This is a genomic window from Streptomyces sp. NPDC088124 (assembly GCF_040685895.1).
Classification (GTDB): Bacteria; Actinomycetota; Actinomycetes; order Streptomycetales; family Streptomycetaceae; genus Streptomyces.
In genome coordinates this window covers 20,904-38,104 of record NZ_JBFBJB010000081.1, presented here as the reverse complement: position 1 = coordinate 38,104, position 17,201 = coordinate 20,904, and the positions used below count along the sequence as shown (strand labels likewise).

The window sequence follows — 17,201 nt, the reverse complement described above, 5'->3', positions numbered from 1 at the left end:
AGAGGTCACCCGACAGGCTCTGAGCCGTGGCGCCGGGTCACCGGCCCACGGCTCAGCTGTCCTCCGTAATGGCGCTCAGACCAGATTGAGGGCGAATACGGCGCCGACCCCGCCCAGCAGCATGAAGACCGGCATCAGCACCTTCATCTCCACCCAGGCGCCGGCCCGGAAGCGCATCGCCTTCGGCGGGCCGAGCGGGTACCAGCGCTTGCGGCCGAGCGGTATGGGCCAGAGGATCGGGCAGCCGGAGACGGTCAGCGCGTCGCCGATGTCGTGCACCAGCGCGCCGAGGAGGATCGGCAGGCCCAGCCAGAGGTACTCCTGGCCGGGGTCGGTGAACAGCCAGTTCGCGCCGTTGCCCGGCTGGTCCAGGATCCCCGCCAGCATCCAGGCGCTGGTCGCGCCGAGCAGCCAGACCAGGACGTCGCTGGAGACCCGGGCGGCCCGCCAGAGCAGGCCCTCCACCGCGAGGACGAGGTGGACGAAGAGGATGGCGAGGACCCCCCACCGGCCGCCGGTGTACGCGACGGCCGAGGCGCCCGCGCCGATCAGGACGGCCCAGAGCCAGGTGTGGGTGAGCGTGCGGTGGCCGCCGGTCCGGCGGGGGTCGCCGGGCTTCCTGGTCGCCTTGTAGACCGCGTACGACAGCTTGTCGACGATCTCGCAGAGCGTTTTCGAGACCGGGCCGAACGCCCGGGATATCGTCGCCGCCTTGTGGTCGAGGTCCGGGGCGAGCGCGGCTCCCGCGCAGATCAGAGCCCCGACGACCAGGACGGGCCAGGGCATCGTATGGCCGGTGGCGGCCGCCGCGGCGCCCACCCCCAGCCAGGCCGCCGCCCCTGACAGCGAGTGTGCCGGTCCCATCATGGTCGTACCCGTCCCATTTCAGTTGTCGTCCAGCTCCCTGTGCGGAAGCCCTGTCCGGTGAAGCCGTGCGCGTGAGCCGTGTGTCATGGGACTCAGGGGCTTCGAGCCGGGCCCTGAAGCCAGTTGTCCTGATGCCCAGTTGACACGGCAGCGTATCGCTCTTGATCTTCTGCCCGCTGTCCGGTTCCCTCATCCGGCCGGAAGGAAGGCAAGATGGGGGCGTGACCCTTATCGATCGCCTGCCGCCGGACGCCGACCCCGATGCCCTCTTCGAGGCTTTCTCCTCCTGGGCCGAGGGCCAGGGCATCACGCTCTATCCGGCTCAGGAGGAGGCGCTGATCGAGGTGGTCTCGGGCGCCAACGTGATCCTTTCCACCCCCACCGGCTCCGGAAAGAGCCTGGTCGCGGCGGGTGCGCACTTCACGGCGCTGGCGCAGGACAAGGTCACCTTCTACACCGCGCCGATCAAGGCACTGGTCTCGGAGAAGTTCTTCGACCTGTGCAAGCTCTTCGGTACGGAGAACGTCGGCATGCTGACCGGCGACGCCTCCGTCAACGCCGACGCCCCGGTGATCTGCTGCACGGCCGAGGTGCTGGCGTCGATCGCGCTGCGCGACGGGAAGTACGCGGACATCGGCCAGGTCGTGATGGACGAGTTCCACTTCTACGCCGAACCGGACCGCGGCTGGGCCTGGCAGATCCCCATCCTGGAGCTGCCGCAGGCCCAGTTCGTCCTGATGTCCGCGACGCTCGGGGACGTCTCGCGCTTCGAGGAGGACCTGACCCGGCGCACGGGCCGGCCGACCTCCGTCGTACGGTCCGCGACCCGGCCGGTGCCGCTCAGCTACGAGTACCGCCTCACCCCGATCACCGAGACGCTGACCGAACTGCTGGAGACCCGGCAGGCGCCGGTCTACATCGTGCACTTCACGCAGGCGGCGGCCGTCGAGCGGGCACAGTCGCTGATGAGCATCAACATGTGCACGCGCGAGGAGAAGGACAGGATCGCCGAGCTGATCGGCAACTTCCGCTTCACCACCAAGTTCGGCCGTAACCTCTCCCGCTACGTACGGCACGGCATCGGCGTGCATCACGCGGGCATGCTGCCCAAGTACCGCCGTCTGGTGGAGAAGCTGGCCCAGGCGGGGCTGCTCAAGGTGATCTGCGGTACGGACACGCTCGGCGTCGGCGTCAACGTCCCCATCCGTACGGTGCTGTTCACGGCGCTCACCAAGTACGACGGCACGCGCGTGCGCACCCTGCGCGCCCGGGAGTTCCACCAGATCGCGGGGCGCGCGGGGCGGGCCGGGTTCGACACGGCGGGCTTCGTCGTCGCGCAGGCGCCCGAGCATGTCGTGGAGAACGAGAAGGCGCTGAACAAGGCGGGCGACGACCCCAAGAAGCGCCGCAAGGTGGTGCGCAAGAAGGCGCCGGAGGGGTTCGTCGCCTGGTCGGAGACCACCTTCGACAAGCTGATCGGCTCCGATCCCGAGCCGCTGACCTCGCGGTTCCGGGTCACCCACACGATGCTGCTGTCGGTCATCGCCCGGCCGGGCAACGCGTTCGAGGCGATGCGCCGGCTGCTGGAGGACAATCACGAGCCGCGCAGGCAGCAGCTCCGGCACATCCGGCGGGCCATCGCGATCTACCGTTCGCTGCTGGACGGCGGGGTGGTGGAGCGGCTGGAGACCCCGGACGCGGAGGGCCGTATCGTGCGGCTGACCGTCGATCTCCAGCAGGACTTCGCGCTCAACCAGCCGCTGTCGACGTTCGCACTGGCCTCGTTCGAACTGCTGGACCCCGAATCGCCTTCGTACGCACTGGACATGGTCTCCGTCGTCGAGTCGACGCTGGACGATCCGCGGCAGATCCTCGCGGCCCAGCAGAACAAGGCGCGCGGAGAGGCGATCGGCGCGATGAAGGCGGACGGTGTCGAGTACGAGGAGCGGATGGAGCGGCTGCAGGAGGTCACGTACCCCAAGCCGCTGGAGGAGCTGCTCGTCCACGCGTACAACACGTACCGCACCAGCCATCCGTGGGTCGGTGACCATCCGGTCTCACCGAAGTCCGTGATCCGGGACATGTACGAACGGGCGCTGTCCTTCACGGAGTTCACTTCCCACTACGAGCTGGCGCGCACCGAGGGCATTGTGCTGCGCTATCTCGCGGGCGCGTACAAGGCGCTGGAACACACCATCCCGGACGATCTCAAGTCGGAGGACCTGGAGGATCTCACCGCCTGGCTGGGCGAGATGGTCCGGCAGGTCGACTCCAGTCTGCTGGACGAGTGGGAGCAGCTGGCCAACCCCGAGGTGGAGACGGCCGAGCAGGCGCAGGAGAAGGCCGACCAGGTCAGGCCGGTGACGGCCAACGCGCGCGCCTTCCGGGTCCTCGTACGCAACGCGATGTTCCGCAGGGTCGAACTGGCCGCGCTGGACAAGGTGTACGAACTGGGCGAGCTGGACGGCGAGTCGGGCTGGGACGCGGACCGCTGGGGCGAGGCGATGGACGCGTACTGGGACGAGTACGAGGACCTGGGCACCGGGCCGGACGCCCGCGGGCCCAAGCTGCTGGCCATCGAGGAGGACCCGGAGCACGGGCTGTGGCGGGTGCGGCAGACCTTCGCCGACCCGAAGGGCGACCACGACTGGGGCATCGGCGCCGAGGTCGACCTGGCGGCCTCCGACGAGGAGGGGCTCGCGGTCGTACGTGTCACGTCCGTGGGCCAGCTCTGACATACCTCTGATGTGCGTCCGACGCACCTATGGCTGTACGGCGTGGTACAGCACCGAAGAACGAGCGTGAACCGAGAACGGGAGCAGGCGCCACCATGACGAACCCCGCCGAGCGGCTGGTCGGCCTGCTCGACCTGGAGCGGATCGAGGTCGACATCTTCCGCGGGCGCAGCCCCGAGGAGTCCCTGCAGCGGGTCTTCGGAGGGCAGGTGGCGGGCCAGGCGCTGGTCGCGGCCGGCCGCACCACCGACGGCGACCAGCCGGTCAACTCGCTGCACGCCTACTTCCTGCGGCCGGGGCGACCCGGCGTCCCGATCGTCTACCAGGTCGAGCGGATCAAGGACGGGCGGTCGTTCACCGCCCGCCGGGTCACCGCCGTCCAGCAGGGCCGGACGATCTTCAACCTGACGGCCTCCTTCCACCACCCGGAGCAGGGCGGCTTCGAGCACCAGCTGCCGCCCCGGCTCGACTTCCCCGACCCCGAGTCGCTGCCCACGGTCGCCGAGGAGGTCCGCGAGCATCTGGGCGAGCTGCCCGAACCGCTGGAGCGGATGGCCAGGCGCCAGCCGTTCGACATCCGGTACGTGGACCGGCTGCGCTGGACCAAGGAGGAGATCAGCGGCGCGGACGCGCGCAGCGCGGTGTGGATGCGCGCGGTCGGACCGCTCGGCGACGACCCGCTGGTGCACACCTGCGCGCTGACGTACGCGAGCGACATGACCCTCCTGGACGCGGTACGCATCCCCGTCGAACCACTGTGGGGCCCGCGGGGCTTCGACATGGCGTCGCTGGACCACGCGATGTGGTTCCACCGGCCGTTCCGCGCGGACGAGTGGTTCCTGTACGACCAGGAGTCGCCGATCGCGACGGGTGGCCGGGGTCTGGCGCGGGGGCGGATCTACGACCGGGAGGGCAGGCTGCTGGTGTCGGTGGTGCAGGAGGGACTGTTCCGCAGACTGAACGGCTGACCTGCGCCGACCGATACCCACGCAGTGCGCCGTGGGCCGGTTCCGGAGAGATCGGCACCGGCCGTACATCGGCCCGGGCCCGGTGCTTCAACCCCCGTACCTCGTGCTGACGTCCGTCGTCCGCCCAGGCCGAACCGGCACGGGTGCTGACCTCGTTCAGCGTCAGCAGGCCTACCCTGGGGTCCACCTGCCGGGTAAGGCGTGGAGCACGCCGGCCGATCCTGCCGATGGGGGTCTCCGCTCAGGTTGTCCCGTAACTGATCTTTGGCAGCACGAGATTGGCCGGCCGGGATCGCATCCCAGGTCCCCCGATTTTGGGGACACCGACCTCGGTTCACCCCTGCGACCGCACGACACAGCAGCGGAAGCAGGGGCCTCCTGCCGACAACGGGCGGACCTACCCACCCGGGGCGATGAGCAGGCCCCCTGTTATCGTGCGCCGATGTCAACGATCAAGCAGTTCCAAGTGACCTTCGACTGCGCGGAACCTGCACGCCTCGCCGCTTTCTGGTGTGAGGTGCTGGGGTACGTCGTACCGACGGTCCCGGAGGGCTTTGCCACGTGGGAGGAGTACCACCGCTCGCTGCCGCCCGAGGAGCAGGTGATCTACTTCGCGTGCACTGATCCCTCAGGTGTGGGCCCACGCCTGCTCTTCCAGCGAGTTCCCGAAGGCAAGGTCGTCAAGAACCGGCTGCATCTCGATGTGCGGGCCGGTATCGGGCTCGTGGGTGAGGAGCGTCTTGCCACACTCGAGGCCGAGTGCGCACGACTGGTCGCGCTCGGCGCGGTACATGTGCGAACGATGCGTGCCGACGGCGAGAACGAGTCCTGCATTGTGATGCAGGACATTGAGGGCAACGAGTTCTGCCTCGATTGAATCTCCTCCGAGACTGCGAGGTGGGGAGCCGTCTCCCCTGGATCTCCCAGGTCTTCATACGGGCGAAGGCGTGCTCTACGCGGGCGGGGACCCGTTTGTGGCTCTTGTTGTGTGCCTGGTTCCAGTCGGGCAGTTCCTCGCCCTTGCCCCGGCGGTGCGGCATGATCAGGCCGGAGCCCAGGTAGCCGCCGTCCGCGATCGTTGTGGTGATGCCGACCGCCTGCTGCGCACCGGACTCGGCCCAGGCCCGGCAGTCGTTGCGGTTGCCCGGCAGTGGTCGGCCGACCACCACGACCAGGCGGGTGTCGGCGTCGATGACCACCTGGTGGTTGGTCGAGCAGCGATAGTTCTTCGACTCTTCGACGACCTGGTGGTTGCGGGTGGGAGGCAGCCGGTCAGGCCGCCCGGCTGTAGCTGTCGGCGCCGGCTGCCACAGCCGGACGTAAGCGCCGCCGCACTTCGGCACTTCTGCGTTCCGCGCGACGGCAACGGTGCACTCCCTGCGGATAGAGGGTCAGGGATACGGCCGACAGGGATAGCAGTGGATCTTGAAGCCGTGGACGGCTGATGCTCATCCGGCTCGCCCGGCAGTCACGCGGTGGAGCCGTGATCAACACCCACACGGTCAAGAGGCTGCCGGGTGGCCGGGGGGGGTGCTTGGCGATGTGGCCCTCGGCGGTCTCACTTCGGGCTTCGGCGTCATGCATCCGGCTGCTTGAGGCACAGCATCGCGGTGCTGCTGGAGGCCCAGGTGCGGTTGCCCGAACTCGCCGCCGTCCAGGGCACGGACGCCGGTCGTCCCCGCCACAGGGTCTTGCCGCTGCCCGAGACGCAGGCCGTGCCGGATGCTGCCCTTTGTGTGCGGTGCGGGAGGCGTCCGGTGCGGCTCCCCCCTCGTGGATTCAGGACGAAAGCATGTCCATCATGACAGGCCGGCGCCATTTTTCGTAGGACGGAACGCACAGTTCGCGAGGCTTGTCCGGTCCGTTCCCCGCCACTCAGAATCTCCTTCGTGCGTCATCCACAGACAGGGGAAATGGTGGCGATCGATCACGACGCGGTGCTTCGGGCCCGCGTGCTGCTGCTGGGGTCCGGTCAGCCGAGTCGGGCCGAACTGGCCCGCGCGTACCGGGTTCTGGCCGAAGTGACTCCAAAGGCATACATGCCGAAATTGGTCGACGCCCTGCTCGCGCTGCGCCACGAGAGCCGGGATCCGAAGGTGGACCTCGCGCTCGCCGCCGAGGCTTCCCGGGCCGCTCGCAGGATAGAGGCCGGGGCGCCGAACCGGGCGGAGCGCTTGCACCGGGCCCTGGACGCCTATCAGGCCTCCTTGTTCGCCCTCGGGCACAGGGCGGAAGGACGCGCGATCTGTGAGGAGCTGGCCGAGTCCGGCCGAAGCGAGCCCCTGGCGAGCGTTCTGGCCGAGGAGGGATACTTCAGGGAGGCCGCGGAGCTCGACGAAGAGGCCGCCCGGAACGGAATCCGGGAGCACTCCTTCTGGAACATGGTCCGGTGGGCGGCGAATCTGGAGGGCGCCGGGCTGTACGACGCCGCATCAGCCGTCTTCAGCAAGCTTCTTGAGGAAACCCGGCGCAAGGCGGCCGAACAGCACACCGCTCTGGCGATACTCACCTGGGAGTTGGTTCACTTCTCTCGGATGCGGGAGGACGCCGGGGATGGGGCGAGTGCTGCGGCCGCCCGGCGACAGGCCCTGAGTGTCCTGGAGGAGCTCGCGACCACGGGTGAGCCGAAGGACTGGAGTTGCATCCTCGGGTGGTGGAGGACGCTCTTCGTCCTGTCGGGGCGGGCAGCCGAACCCGCCGCGAGCCCCGAGTCCCCGATGCCGCCGTTCGGCACGGACCTCCGATGGTCACGCGATGTGCGGGACAGTTTTCTCGGCATGCTGCCAGGCCTCGAAGCGGAGGCGGCGAGACTGCGCGAGGCCGACCGGCTGCCCGAACTGGTCGACGTCCAACGCAGGATCAGCATCCGTGCGGCCGTCCGCGAAGGCGACCACCCCTACCTCTTCGAGGACCGGTTCACACCGTACTTCGACGAGGGTGTCACGCTCGCCCGCCGCCTGCCCGACAACCACGCTCGCCTCGCCCGCGCCCTCACCGACCGGTCGATGTTCCTCGTCGCGGCACGATCCTTCGAACCCGCGCATGCCGACTTCGCCGAAGCGGTCGCCCTTCTCCACGATCGCTGATCGCGCCACCCGATCGCCACGAGAACCTCCCTGCCCCGCTGGGCGGTCGGCCCCCGCCGCGCCTCCGTCGGCGGGGGCTGCCTCTCAGCCCGCGTTGGCCGGCACTCGCACGCCGGGACGGGTGGAGCCGGAGGCGGCCTGCTCCTCGAGACGGCGGGCGAGTTGCTCCCCCTCGATGTCGAAGCTGGGCACGGCCCGGCTCATCGCCTTCGGCATCCACCAGATACGCTCGCCGACGATCGCCATCACGGCAGGCACGATGAGCATGCGGACCAGGAACGCGTCCGCGAGGACACCGATGGCGAGAGCGAATCCGATCGTCTTGAGGATGATGTCGTCGGTGAGGACGAACCCGGCGAAGACACCCACCATGATCACCGCTGCCGCCGCGACGACGCGGCCACTGTGCGCGAAGCCGTCGACGATGGCGCGCACGGCCGGCGTGCCCCGCACGTGAGCCTCGCGCATCCGTGTGACGAGAAAGACCTCGTAGTCCATTGCCAGTCCGAACAGGATGCCGGTCAGCAGGATCGGCAGGATGAAGAGCACCGGCGTACTGCCGTCGATACCTACCAGCTCGTTGAACCAGCCCCACTGGAACACCGCCACCGTGGCCCCCAGTGACACTCCGACCGAGAGCAGGAACCCGAGTGCGGCCTTGACCGGCACCCAGATCGACCGGAAGACCGCGATGAGCAGCAGGACGGCGAGGCCGACGACCACGGTCAGATAGACCGGGAAGACGTTCCGGAGTTCGGTGGAGATGTCGATGCCGACCGCAGTCTGTCCCGTCACCAGGGCACGGGCCCCACTGGCCGCCTCCAGGTCGCTCACGGCGTCACGGATGTCCGCGACCAGTTCCTTCGTCTCCTGCTGAGCGGGGCCTGTCGTCGGAATCACGGTCATCGTCGCGATGCCCGACATCTCAAGCTGCTGTGCGAGCGCTTGCTGTGACTCCGGCGTGTCGTCGCTCACTGCGGGAATCACCCCGGCGACGCCGGACCCGCTCCCGGCGGCAAGCGAGTCGATCCGCTCGGTGGCCAGCGCGACGGCCGCCCGGGCAGCCGTCGCGCTCGTGGTTCCCCGGGTGTCGACAACGACAACGAGTGGTCCGTTCGCGCCGGGACCGAAGTGGTCGGAGATGAGGTCGTAGGCGACGCGCGCGTCACTGCCGGTAGGTTTGGTGGAGTCGTCCGGCAGCGAGAGCTGCATCGAGAGGGCCGGAATCGAGACCACAGCCGCAGCCGCTATGCCGACCACTGTGGCCGGCCACTTCAGCCGTACGACAGCCTCCGCCCAGAGGCGCGCGGTCGCGCGCTTCCTCACGGGGCGGGGACGCGCGCCGGTGGGCGCCCGGTTGGGGGCGACGCGGGCGCCGGCAAACCCGAGAAGCGCGGGCAGCAGCGTCAGCGCGATGAACACCGACAGCGCGACGGTGAACGCCCCTCCGAGGCCCATCTGGGTGAGGAACCCGATTCCGGCCAGGGAGAGCCCCACCAGGGCGACGATGACCGTCAGGCCGGCGAAGACCACGGCCGAGCCCGCGGTACCGACCGCGACCCCCGCCGCCTCGTCCCGCGGGCGGCCCGCTCGGACCTCGGCCTGATAGCGGGTCATGATGAACAGTGCGTAGTCGATACCGACGGCCAGTCCCAGCATCGTGCCCAGCGACCCGGTGAGGGAGGACAGCTCGACGAACATCGTGAGAGCCGAGACGGCGAACATGCCGATACCCACCCCGACCAGCGCGGTGAGCAGCGGCATCCCAGCCGCCAGGAGCGATCCCAGCGTGAGCGCCAGAACGAGGAACGCCACGCCGATGCCGACAAGTTCGGCCACGGGTGAGTGTGCCTCAGGAGCCAGGGCATCGCCGCCGATCACGACGTCCTGGCCCCGGCCCTCCGCCGCCGTCCGGACATCCTCAAGACGGTCCCTGTCCTCTTCGGTGAGATCCGCCGGGGACTCGGTGAATGTCACGGTGGCATACCCGACGCGGCCGTCCGCGGAGAGCGTCCCTGCCGTGTACGGGTCGACGACCGCCTGCACGTCGGCGCCGTCGAGCCGGGCGAGCGCCCTGCCGACCGTGCGCTTGTGGGGCGCGTCGGTGAGCGACTCCCCCGCCGGCACCTCGAACACGATCCGCGCCGTGGCGCCGTCTGCCGAGGCGCCCGGAGTGCGCTTCTCGATCAGCTCGAACGCGTCCGTCGACTCGATCCCGGACAGCTCGAAGTTGTCGTTCGTCTTGCCCGACATCAGCAGTGAACCCAGCAGAATCGCGCACAACGCCAGGAACCAGCCGAGGCTCACGAACTTTCGGTGCTGGAAGGACCACCGGCCGAGCCGGAACAGCCGCCATGCCATCGCGCATCCCCTCATCGAAGTGGACCCAGAGGTCCGGATGCGCTTCAAGCTATCAGGACCCCAGGGTCCACTTATTCGGATGTTGCGCGGGTCACAGACATCCGCCCCACCGGCCGGCCTGGTAACCGGCTTCACGGCCGTCGGCGTGGAGCGGATAGGGTGGCGGCGTCGACATTCATGACGAGGGCATCGGCGGTACCGCGTGACCGAGGAAGGTTGGCGCGAGCGACGGGCGGACGCGCGGCGCAATCACGACAAAGTGCTGGCGGCGGCGGTCGAGGTCTTCACCGAACACGGCTTGGACGCCACGATTCCGCAGGTCGCCGCGCGCGCGGGGGTCGGGAAGGCGACGGTGTACCGCAGCTATCCGACCAAGGCCGCCCTGGTCGAGGCACTCACCGGCACCCGCGTCCAATGGCTGCGCGATGTCGTCGCGGACACGGACGCGCACGTTCGCGAACCTCAGGCCGCACTGGAAGCCGCGATACACCGCATCGTCGAGCGCCTGGCCAGTGACCGGCTGCTGGTCGACGTGATGGCGCAGGCCCCGATGTGGCACGCCGCGACCAGTCCCGCAACGGTCAGCCTGGCGCCGCCCGCCGGGAGGTCGGCGCCGCCGTTCGACGACAAGACGGCTGCGACGATCGTCAAATGGCTCGACGCGGCGCGCGACCGGGGCGAGATCCGGGACGACGTCACGACCATGGACCTGCTGGTGCTGATCGGCGGAGTGGCCCACGTACTGCTCGAACTGGGCATCCGTGACCACGACGTGTGGCGCCGGTACGCAACGCTGGCACTCGCGGCTCTCCGGGCCTGACCTGTTCGGGGACGGTGGTCCACGGCGCAACGGTCCCGCGGAGACGCGAGCGAGCCCCGGGCCATCAGTGGTTCGGGGCTCGCGGACAGTTCGGGGTCCGGTTCCTACAGGTCGAACTCAAGGTGTTCGATGTCGGTGAAGCGGACCTTTTCCAGGCTTCCGGAGCGGCGGCCGCCGTCCTGGAAGTAGACCTCCTTGAGCGCTTCGGCCGCGATCTCCTTGAGCTCGCGATCCTTGGCGCCGGCCTGTTGGGCGTCGAAGAGGCGGGCGGCGTGATGCAGGGGCAGGGGCAGGGCAACGGTCAGGTGCCGGATGCGGTCCTGGTCCGTGGACCCGATGGGCGCGGTGCAGCCCACGCGGGCGCGGGTGTCGATAACGATGCCGCCCCTGGTGGTGCTTTGGCCTTGGCCTTCGCCCCGGATCTGCGGCTGCCGGCGCTTCTTCACCTCGCGCTCCAGGCGCACGGCGAGGTCCGGGCGAGGCTTTTTGATCTGGTCCTTCACATACCGTTCCACCGTGCGCTCGGAGACGCGCAGCATCTGAGCGACGGCTTTCGTGCGGCGTTCTTGGGTGCCGGGCGGGTGAACGCCTTCTGCACGGCGGCGTCCAGACCGTCCCCGAACAGGCTCATCGTCGCTGTTTCTGACGGGGTGAACGGGAGCCACTTGGTCGGTGGGATCGGGAGCCAGACTGCTGCGTTTGTGCACGAGATGGACAGCACCGCGGATCATGATCGGCGGTGAGATCGGGAGCCACCCCTATCGGGTGATGTTTGTCCGTGAGGACACGGACGAGCGTGTCCGCGTTGGCCTGGCCGCCGGTCTCGATACCTTGTGGTTCCCGGGCTCTTTGGTTGTCCCTGACAGGCGCATGCCAAGGAGCCCGACTCCGTGTGCTGGGAGCGGGCTGCGGTGGTGTTCGTGTTCTGGTGTGCGTCAGTGGCGGTTGGGGGAGGTGTCGGCGCTGGTCGTGCTGGTGTGCGGGCTGGAGCTGGTGCCGTGCCAGTCCAGGCAGATGACGGTGGCGTCGTCCAGCAGGTTTCCTTCGGTGGCTTGGTGGAGGGCGCGCATGAGGGAGCGGACGGCTTCGCGGGGGTGTAGGTCGGCGTCGGCTTCGATGCGGGCGGGTAGGTCCAGGGCGGTGGTGTTGCGTTCGGTCATCCCGTCGGTGATCAGAACCAGTCGGTCTCCGGGGGCCAGGTGAAGGTCCTGCACGCGGTAGTGGCCGTCCCAGGGTGCGCCGAAGGGCAGGTCCACTGCCGGTTGGATCTCGCTGACCCGGCCGTTGCGCAGTCGAAGTGGCCAGGGGTGGCCGGCGTTGACGAACAGAGCGTGGCCGGTGGACAGGTTGAGGTTCATGAGCTGGCCCGTGACGGTGGCGTCTTGGCCGTAGTCCAGGACGGCCTGGTGTGCTGCCCGGGCTTGCTCGGCCAGAGGGGCCCGGGCCCGCCGGGTGTTGCGCAGGGAGCCGACGATGAGCGTGGCCAGTAGTGCGGCGTAGGTGTGGTGGCCCATGGCATCGGTGATGGAGACGTGCAGGGTGTGCCTGTCCAGGCTGTAGTCGAAGGTATCGCCGGAGATGTCGTGGGTTGGCTGGAGGGCGCCGGCGAAAGTGACCGGCCCGGCTTCACAGGACAGAGCCTGTGGGAGAAGGTTGTGCTGGATTTCAGCGGCCAGGGTGGGCGGGATGCTGCGCCGGCCCCATTCGTAGAGGTCGGTGAAGCGCCGGTTGGAGGTGACGACGTAGGCCAGGGCTTGGGCGGCCTGCGTGATCTGGTGGCGGTGACGTGGGCTGGGCTGGGCGGCTGTGATCACTTCCAGAATGCCGATGGCGTCTCCATGGGTGGTCACCGGTGCCAGCGCCCGGTATCCGCTCACCGGCTCGGGGGTCTGGGTGATGTGCAGTTGCTGGGAGCGGATCACCTCCTCGTGGAGGGTGCCGCGAAGGTCGATGTGGTCTTGGTCCCCGCCTTCGCCTTCCGTGATATTGGCCACCGGTAGAGGCAGCAAGACGTCGCCGGTGAAATCGATGATCCAGAAGCGGACCTCACGGGCATCCATCTGCCTGGCAAGGGCCTGGGCGACCACTGCAACGGAATCTACTGGTGGCGCCTGTTCCACCGCTGCCAGCAGCCCCTCGACCGTCATGTCGTGCTCAGTCACTCTGGCGCCTTTCCTTCATCGGTCCACCATTGGCCTTGGCCTCGTTTCGACGCTGCTCAGGACGGCAGGGGGGCAGGCGAGCGGGCATCACCGTGTGGTTGTGGCCTGACGGCGGGCTTCGGTGGCCTGGAAGCGGTAGGAGTCGGTGCCGGTCTGGATGAGCATGCAGCGGAAGGTGATGCGGTCGGCGATGGCCGCGCAGAGCCCGGGGTCGCCGAGGGTCTTGTCCCACTCGGCGAACGGGGAGTCGGTGGCCACCGCGGTCGCCTTGCGCTCCTCGCGTTCTGTGAACATCTGGAAGAGCAGCTTCGCGCCTTTCTTGTCCAGGTGAGGACAGACGGCGCCCGCCGTCTGCCTCGGCGAGCTCGTTCACCAGCGCCGAGGTGGTGGTGTAGCGGATGGTGAGGCCGGCTTCTGCGATCGCCGTGCCCACCCCGATCAGCAGGTGCGATGTGCCGGTGCCGGAGTCACCGATCAGCACCAGCGGGCGGCCCTCCCGTACCCATGAGGGGTTCTTGAGTTCGCCAACGATCTCGGGTGAGACGTTGGGGTTCTTCTCGAACACGAAGTCCTCCAGCCGCTTGGGCCTGGGGAACTTCGCCGAGCGGACCAGCCGCTGCTGCCGGCGCACATCCCGGTCGGCGACCTCGACCTGCAGCAGGTCCAGGAGGAACTGCTTGTAGGTGGACTGCTCGCGCCGCGCGGTAGCCGCCAGTTCCACGAACCGCTCACGGAACGCCGGAAGCCTCAGGTCCCGGCATGCTTCATCGATCGCCGCGTCCTCCGGGTCGCCGGGCAGCGGCATCCGGGTGGGCGGCACCTGCTGGGCGATCGGGTCAGCATGCCTGGTCCTGGTCGGGGTCATGCGCTGGTGCCTTTCTGCTTCGTGGTGCCTGTGTCCTTCACCGACGTGAGCAGCCGGTCGTACTTGGCCATGTCCGGCAACGCGGTGCGCGGATCCAGCGGCAGACGCCGGGTGTGCAGCGAGATCACCTTCGCTCCGCCGCCGGCCGCCTCGTCCCGGCCCGGCCTGCCCGGATCGTCGTCGTGCTCGGCATCCAGGACCGGCCCGTTGACGTCGTCGAACCCGTCGCAGGTGTCTGGCTCGGCGTTCTCCATCGCCTTGCGGGCGCCGATCGCCACCAGGTCGGTGCTGACCGAGCCGACCCGAAGCACGGTGGCCAACCCGGCGATCACCGCGTCACCGGGCAACTGCCGGTGCAGCAGCAGCACCTCGATCAGCATCCGGGTGCCCTCCCGGTCCCCCGCTCTCTGCTTGGCCGCAGCCCAGAACGCCTCATGCGTCCTGGTGAAGCCGCCTTCCGCCCGCGCCTGAGCCAGCGCGGAGGCCCCAGCGAACGCACCCGGCTTGACCAGCAAGATCTCCAGGTAGTGATCAAGGATGTCGTGGAAGGTGTAACGGCGAGTCTGCCGCGGGTGGCGGGCGACGACCTGCCGCCCGTCGTAGATCCACAGCTCGTTGGCCCGCGGCTTCACCCGCACCTTGGTCCCGATGAACTTCGCGGGCACCGAGTAGTAGCACTGCCGGACCGTGATCCGGCCGTTGCGGTGCACCACCGGCGTCAGGTCGATCCCGCAGTCGTACCCGTCCACCGGCAGCGCCCGCAGCAGTTCCCGTTCCTGCTCGAAGTCGAACCCGATCGACGTGGGCCGGCCATGGACATGCCGGGCATCCTCGGCCGCATCGATCGCCGCCAGCCGCTCGTTGAGCTCCGCCAGGGACGCGACCTGAGGCGGCGGGACCAGGTGCTTGCGGCGGAACCGGCCGCCCTCGTGTTCCACCCCGCCCTTCTCATGGGCGCCTTCCTCACCAGGCGTGCAGTAGAACGCCGAGAAGCCGTACCAGGACCTGAACGCCGCCCACCGGGCCGACTCCGTGCGCGAGCGGCCGAACAGCACCAGCCTCACCGCCGGCTTGAGGTTGTCATACCGGATGTGAACGGTCGGCACCCCGCCCAGCATCTCGAACGCCTCAACGTGGCCCTCGAAGAACGCCTCCTGCGAGGCCGCGGCGTAAACCCGGTGGACGGCCTTGCCCGAGTACGACATCCGCAATGTGAACAGCACGCACTTGCGCCGCTCATCCGATCGATGGTGTGCCGCTGCTTCCTCGGCGCGTCCAGATCCGCCCGCAGTATCGCGTCGATGAACGGCTTCACCGGCTCCAGCACGCTCGGCCGCGGCGGCGGCTTCTTCCGCTTCGCCGGCACCGGAGACGCCAGCGCCTTCGCCACCGTGTTCCGCGACACCCGGTACCGCAGGGCCAACGCCCGCCCCGACACTGCCGGGTCCAAACGCCGGTCCCGGCGAATCCGCTCAAAAGTCCACTCACGCGACCTGTACACACGGGTCTCCTGACACGACCATGATCAACGACCACAGCATGAGCGGCCAAACAGCCCAAAACCCCGATTACTCCATCGGCGGCATGTCACACACCACCACGCCGGATGGCTCCCAATCCCACCGCCGAACCCATGGCTCCCAAAACCATCGTCCCACCGGCTCTACTTCACCCCGCTAGAGACAGGCCGACCATCTACCACCTGCCGTCCTACGCACCCGACCTCAACCCCGTCGAAGGGATCTGGTCGCTCCTACGGCGCGGCTGGCTCGCCAACGTCACCGTCAGCACCCCCAACACCTCGTCCGTCATCATCCTCTTACCCTTCTCGGGCATGCGCTGGACCGATGCTCCAGCCCGCGGGAGCCCGGCTGGATACGGTGACCGCCGAGACCAGCCGACTCGCTTCAGCCGACAGCGGCCGTGCCGCGATGCCGCCGGTTCTTGCGGACGGTGTACCGGACCATCGCGCCTGTTCCCGTCAAGAACGTCATGGATGCCACCAGGCTGCCGCTGTCATAGGGAAACTCGACCGGCTGAAGCCCCTTGATCGTGGGCACCTGGAGACTGGGATCTTGAGGTTCCAGGGGAAGTAGCACCAGGTGGGAAGCAAGTACACGAAGCGGTACACCGAGGAGTTCAAGCGGGACGCGATCGCGCTCGTTGATTCCTCGGGCAGGATGGTCACCGCGGTTGCCCGGGAGCTCGGGATCAGCTCGGAGTCCCTGCGCGGCTGGTACCGCCGGGTGAAGGCGGACCGGGGCGAGGGCGAGTCCGGTGGGCTGACCGGCGCCGAGCGCGAGGAGCTCAAGCGGCTGCGCGAGGAGGTCCGCGAGCAGCAGCAGACGATCGAGATCCTGAAAAAAGCGACGGCCTTCTTCGTGAAGGAGAACGACCGGTGAGCGAGCGGTACCGGTTGATCCATGCGGAGAAGGTGACGTACCCGATCGTCCTGCTGTGCCGGGTGCTGAAGGTCGCCCGCTCCTCCTGTTACGCCTGGTGCGCGGGCGAGGCGGCCCGTCGTGCCAGGCAGGCCGCCGACGACGCGCTCGCCCATGAGATCACCGTGGTGCACATCGCTTCCCGGCACACCTACGGTGTCCCGCGCATCCACGCCGAACTGCGTCGCCTGGGCCGACGGGTGAACCGCAAGCGCGTTGCCCGCGTGATGCGTGAGCGCGACATCCGAGGCGTCACCCGGCGCAGGCGACGTTCGCTGACCCGGCCGGATGCGAAGGCGAAGCCGGCCCCGGACCTGATCGGCCGCGACTTCCATGCCGAGCGCCCCGGGACCAGGCTGGTGGGCGACATCACCTACCTGCCCACCGCCGAGGGCCGGCTCTACCTCGCCTGCTGGCTGGACCTGGCCACCCGCGAGATCGTCGGCTACGCGATGGCCGACCACCACCGCGCCGAACTCGTCGTAGATGCACTCGACATGGCCCACGGCCGGGCCGGGCCGGAGCCCGACTGCGTGATCCACAGCGATCGCGGCAGTGAATACACCTCGGCCCAGTTCCAGGAACGAATAGGAGAGTTGAGGCTGCGGCAGAGCTGCGGGCGCACCGGGTCATGCTTCGACAACGCCGCTGCGGAGAGTTTCTGGGCCCTACTCAAGGAGGAGATCGGCACTCGTGTCCGGCCCGACCGGGCCACCGCCCGCGCGGAGGTCTTCAACTTCATCGAGACCTTCTACAACCGCCGCCGCCCGCGCAAGCACAAGACCTTCGGCTATCTCACCCCGGTCGAGACCAGGCAGCGGCATCAGCACGCCCTCGCGGCATAACGATCACGTGTCCGAGATCACGGGGAAACTTCACTACGGGGGTCCTCCAGC

14 protein-coding genes and 4 pseudogenes are annotated in these 17,201 nt (G+C 68.6%); 9 read left to right on the top strand and 9 right to left on the bottom strand.

Going from position 1 to position 17,201, the window contains the following annotated elements:
* Positions 1 to 75 precede the first annotated feature (75 nt).
* Positions 76 to 867 (bottom strand): metal-dependent hydrolase, encoded by a 792-nt coding sequence (locus tag AB0P17_RS39560; protein WP_365819258.1) that lies wholly within the window; start codon positions 865 to 867, stop codon positions 76 to 78.
* 161 nt (positions 868 to 1,028) lie between these two features.
* Between AB0P17_RS39560 and AB0P17_RS39555 the strand changes: the two genes are divergently transcribed.
* The 3 genes from AB0P17_RS39555 to AB0P17_RS39545 all read left to right on the top strand — a co-directional run bounded on the left by AB0P17_RS39555 (position 1,029) and on the right by AB0P17_RS39545 (position 5,447).
* Complete coding sequence (locus AB0P17_RS39555) at positions 1,029 to 3,602, top strand: DUF3516 domain-containing protein (protein ID WP_365819256.1); 2,574 nt, start codon at positions 1,029 to 1,031, stop codon at positions 3,600 to 3,602.
* Positions 3,603 to 3,697: 95 nt separating this feature from the next.
* On the top strand, positions 3,698 to 4,570 hold the full coding sequence (locus AB0P17_RS39550; protein ID WP_365819254.1) for an acyl-CoA thioesterase II: 873 nt from the start codon (positions 3,698 to 3,700) through the stop codon (positions 4,568 to 4,570).
* Between the two features lie 442 nt (positions 4,571 to 5,012).
* Positions 5,013 to 5,447 carry a VOC family protein gene (locus tag AB0P17_RS39545; protein WP_365819252.1) on the top strand — a complete coding sequence of 145 codons (435 nt, stop codon included), beginning with the start codon at positions 5,013 to 5,015 and terminating at the stop codon, positions 5,445 to 5,447.
* A 10-nt stretch (positions 5,448 to 5,457) separates the two neighbouring features.
* On the opposite strand, the pseudogene AB0P17_RS39540 reads toward AB0P17_RS39545, so the two are convergent.
* Positions 5,458 to 5,838 (bottom strand): annotated as a pseudogene (locus tag AB0P17_RS39540) (transposase family protein); the annotation flags it as partial.
* Positions 5,839 to 6,483: 645 nt separating this feature from the next.
* Between AB0P17_RS39540 and AB0P17_RS39535 the strand changes: the two are divergent.
* Positions 6,484 to 7,656 carry a hypothetical protein gene (locus AB0P17_RS39535; RefSeq protein ID WP_365819250.1) on the top strand — a complete coding sequence of 391 codons (1,173 nt, stop codon included), beginning with the start codon at positions 6,484 to 6,486 and terminating at the stop codon, positions 7,654 to 7,656.
* Between the two features lie 84 nt (positions 7,657 to 7,740).
* Here the strand turns inward: AB0P17_RS39535 and AB0P17_RS39530 are convergent, their stop codons facing one another.
* Positions 7,741 to 10,017: an MMPL family transporter gene (locus tag AB0P17_RS39530; RefSeq protein ID WP_365819248.1), complete on the bottom strand. Its 2,277-nt coding sequence runs from the start codon at positions 10,015 to 10,017 to the stop codon at positions 7,741 to 7,743.
* Between the two features lie 202 nt (positions 10,018 to 10,219).
* On the opposite strand from AB0P17_RS39530, the gene AB0P17_RS39525 reads away from it, so the two are divergent.
* Complete coding sequence (locus tag AB0P17_RS39525; protein WP_365819246.1) at positions 10,220 to 10,837, top strand: helix-turn-helix domain-containing protein; 618 nt, start codon at positions 10,220 to 10,222, stop codon at positions 10,835 to 10,837.
* Between the two features lie 104 nt (positions 10,838 to 10,941).
* On the opposite strand, the pseudogene AB0P17_RS39520 reads toward AB0P17_RS39525, so the two are convergent.
* The 5 genes and pseudogenes from AB0P17_RS39520 to AB0P17_RS39500 all read right to left on the bottom strand — a co-directional run bounded on the left by AB0P17_RS39520 (position 10,942) and on the right by AB0P17_RS39500 (position 15,087).
* A pseudogene (locus AB0P17_RS39520) lies at positions 10,942 to 11,468 on the bottom strand (XRE family transcriptional regulator).
* A 304-nt stretch (positions 11,469 to 11,772) separates the two neighbouring features.
* Entirely contained in the window at positions 11,773 to 12,999 is a 1,227-nt protein-coding gene (locus tag AB0P17_RS39515; RefSeq protein ID WP_365819244.1) for a PP2C family protein-serine/threonine phosphatase, read from the bottom strand.
* 87 nt (positions 13,000 to 13,086) lie between these two features.
* The gene (locus tag AB0P17_RS39510; RefSeq protein WP_365819242.1) at positions 13,087 to 13,293 is read right to left on the bottom strand and encodes an ATP-binding protein; all 207 of its coding nucleotides are present in this window, start codon (positions 13,291 to 13,293) and stop codon (positions 13,087 to 13,089) included.
* A gap of 103 nt (positions 13,294 to 13,396) precedes the next feature.
* Positions 13,397 to 13,804: pseudogene (locus tag AB0P17_RS39505) on the bottom strand (ATP-binding protein); the annotation flags it as partial.
* 56 nt (positions 13,805 to 13,860) lie between these two features.
* Positions 13,861 to 15,087 (bottom strand): IS21 family transposase, encoded by a 1,227-nt coding sequence (locus tag AB0P17_RS39500; protein WP_365819240.1) that lies wholly within the window; start codon positions 15,085 to 15,087, stop codon positions 13,861 to 13,863.
* A gap of 78 nt (positions 15,088 to 15,165) precedes the next feature.
* Between AB0P17_RS39500 and AB0P17_RS39495 the strand changes: the two genes are divergently transcribed.
* On the top strand, positions 15,166 to 15,378 hold the full coding sequence (locus AB0P17_RS39495; protein WP_365819238.1) for a hypothetical protein: 213 nt from the start codon (positions 15,166 to 15,168) through the stop codon (positions 15,376 to 15,378).
* 164 nt (positions 15,379 to 15,542) lie between these two features.
* A pseudogene (locus AB0P17_RS39490) lies at positions 15,543 to 15,670 on the top strand (transposase); the annotation flags it as partial.
* 101 nt (positions 15,671 to 15,771) lie between these two features.
* On the opposite strand, the gene AB0P17_RS39485 reads toward AB0P17_RS39490, so the two are convergent.
* A complete protein-coding gene (locus tag AB0P17_RS39485; protein WP_365819236.1) occupies positions 15,772 to 15,924 on the bottom strand; it encodes a hypothetical protein in 153 nt (50 codons plus the stop codon).
* 42 nt (positions 15,925 to 15,966) lie between these two features.
* Between AB0P17_RS39485 and AB0P17_RS39480 the strand changes: the two genes are divergently transcribed.
* Together AB0P17_RS39480 and AB0P17_RS39475 are read left to right on the top strand one after the other, a co-directional pair.
* A complete protein-coding gene (locus AB0P17_RS39480; protein WP_365819234.1) occupies positions 15,967 to 16,266 on the top strand; it encodes a transposase in 300 nt (99 codons plus the stop codon).
* Positions 16,263 to 17,150, top strand: a complete 888-nt coding sequence (locus AB0P17_RS39475) for an IS3 family transposase (protein WP_365819232.1) — start codon at positions 16,263 to 16,265, stop codon at positions 17,148 to 17,150. Before AB0P17_RS39480 ends, AB0P17_RS39475 begins: the two co-directional genes overlap by 4 nt.
* Positions 17,151 to 17,201 lie beyond the last annotated feature (51 nt).

What these genes read in the sequence shown, in the direction of transcription:
- AB0P17_RS39560 (WP_365819258.1), bottom strand. Translation starts at nt 867, where the DNA reads ATGATGGGACCGGCACACTCGCTGTCAGGGGCGGCGGCCTGGCTGGGG.
- AB0P17_RS39535 (WP_365819250.1), top strand. Translation starts at nt 6,484, where the DNA reads ATGGTGGCGATCGATCACGACGCGGTGCTTCGGGCCCGCGTGCTGCTG.
- AB0P17_RS39530 (WP_365819248.1), bottom strand. Translation starts at nt 10,017, where the DNA reads ATGGCATGGCGGCTGTTCCGGCTCGGCCGGTGGTCCTTCCAGCACCGA.
- AB0P17_RS39495 (WP_365819238.1), top strand. Translation starts at nt 15,166, where the DNA reads ATGAACGGCTTCACCGGCTCCAGCACGCTCGGCCGCGGCGGCGGCTTC.
- AB0P17_RS39550 (WP_365819254.1), top strand. Translation starts at nt 3,698, where the DNA reads ATGACGAACCCCGCCGAGCGGCTGGTCGGCCTGCTCGACCTGGAGCGG.
- AB0P17_RS39510 (WP_365819242.1), bottom strand. Translation starts at nt 13,293, where the DNA reads ATGTTCACAGAACGCGAGGAGCGCAAGGCGACCGCGGTGGCCACCGAC.
- AB0P17_RS39545 (WP_365819252.1), top strand. Translation starts at nt 5,013, where the DNA reads ATGTCAACGATCAAGCAGTTCCAAGTGACCTTCGACTGCGCGGAACCT.